Here is a 1,669-nt window from a genome sequence, read left to right as displayed (position 1 = left end):
AACAGCACCGCCAGCAGGAGGCTGACCGACCCCTGGTCACCGTGTTGGGCGGAGCGGGTGATGGTCACGGGCGGTCCCGCAGGCCGCCGCGGAACCGGTCGATGACCTCGTCGCGGCTCGCCGTGACGGTGCGGGACGGGCCGAGGACGAGGTGGACGCGGCATCCGGCGGTGACTGTGACGACCCCGCCGGCGCCGAACCCGGTCACGTCGGTGGAGACGGTCTCGCTGCCCGCCGCGCAGGAGCTGGCGGTGAGCGCACGGCGCGCGACCATGTCGGCCTGCTGCTCGGCGTCGGCGGGGGTCGCGGCGAGCGAGGCGGCCCGGGCGCCTTCCCGGGCGGCGTGCCGGACACCGCTTCGGGCCTGCTGAGCCTGGAAGGCCACCGCGAGGATCGCCACGGCCATCAGGAAGATCAGCCATCCGGCGGCGAACTCGACCGAGTAGGCCCCCCGGTCGCGGTCCTGTTCCGACGCCCCCTCCCGACCCGCGCGAGCTCCATCCCGATCTGCGCGAGCTCCGACCCGATCCGCGAGCGGCATGCCCGCACCGCCCGCGCCAAGCCACCGGCACCGCCATCGCCACTGCCACCGCCACCGCCACCGCCACCGCCACCAGCCGCTCATGACGTCCGACCGGCGCCGGCGGGCACCGGTCCGCCGACGGCCAGCGGCGCGGTCCTCGTCGATGCGGCGCGCTCTGGTGCCACCGGCTGTGGGACGAACCGCAGCCGTGGCCCGGAGGCGGAGCGGGCAACCGTCGTGCCCAGGACCGAGGTGACGGTCACCGTCACGGTTACCAGATCCGGCGTGACCGCCACATCCGTCGTCACGCTGGTGACCGACCGGCTGGATCGGGCGAGCCGGTCCGCGACCGCTGTGGCGTCCTCGACGGTCCCATCGGGGCTCTGCATGATCTCCAAGGCGCGCTGCGCGGAGGCGCCGGCCGCCTGAACAGCCAGCCATCGCAGACCCAACCCGAGGACGATCACGAGGAGGGTCATGACCCCGCCCATCACCACGGCCAGTTCGACCGGGCTGCTTCCGGCATTGCGGACGGCTCGTCGACGGAGGGCTCGTCGGCGGGCGGGGTGGCCGCCCGCCGCGGGACGGGCCGCGGCTACTACTGGCAGGTGGTGGGATCGGCGCTGGTGCATACATGCTCCGCGACCTCGGTCGCCTTCGCCCGCAGAATCACGATCACCAGCGCCGCGATCAGGACCAGACCCACCGCGATGACCGCCGTCGGCAGCGCATCACCCCGGTCACGCCCATCTTCAGCGGCCCGCTGGTGAAGATTCGTCCACCACAGGTGGGCCAAGGCCAGCAGTACCCCGAGTCAGCGCATCGCCGCCACCGTCCTCTCTCTTCGTCGGTCTCTTCGTCGGCTGGATTCCGTGGGTTCATGTCGCTCGTCGATCCGGCGTGCCTGGCGGCGGTGGGCGGGACGCGACCGGAACCCGGTCCGATCAGGAGCGGACCGAGCCGGGGCTGCGTGATCCGGGGCTGCGTGACCCGGGCTGGGTGTCATGGGGTGGCTTCGACGCCGGTGAGGATCACCAGCAGGGGGATGGTGAGGAAGGCGACGAAGGCCAGGGCGACCATGACCGCCGGCAGCTCCATCGCGGCGTCCGCGACGGAGGCCGCGAGCCGGGCCTGCGCGGCCTCCGC

General features: G+C 73.3%; 2 protein-coding genes. Both read right to left on the bottom strand.

What is annotated here, in order from left to right:
- Positions 1-64 precede the first annotated feature (64 nt).
- Positions 65-541: a TadE/TadG family type IV pilus assembly protein gene (locus AC08ON_RS13905; protein WP_476607715.1), complete on the bottom strand. Its 477-nt coding sequence runs from the start codon at positions 539-541 to the stop codon at positions 65-67.
- 80 nt (positions 542-621) lie between these two features.
- Positions 622-1,002: a hypothetical protein gene (locus tag AC08ON_RS13900; protein ID WP_131728938.1), complete on the bottom strand. Its 381-nt coding sequence runs from the start codon at positions 1,000-1,002 to the stop codon at positions 622-624.
- Positions 1,003-1,669 lie beyond the last annotated feature (667 nt).

Source organism: Frankia sp. CoWAU3 (assembly GCF_977971855.1).
This window is presented reverse-complemented; position numbering and strand designations above follow the sequence as displayed.

What these genes read in the sequence shown, in the direction of transcription:
- AC08ON_RS13900 (WP_131728938.1), bottom strand. Translation starts at nt 1,002, where the DNA reads ATGACCCTCCTCGTGATCGTCCTCGGGTTGGGTCTGCGATGGCTGGCT.
- AC08ON_RS13905 (WP_476607715.1), bottom strand. Translation starts at nt 541, where the DNA reads ATGCCGCTCGCGGATCGGGTCGGAGCTCGCGCAGATCGGGATGGAGCT.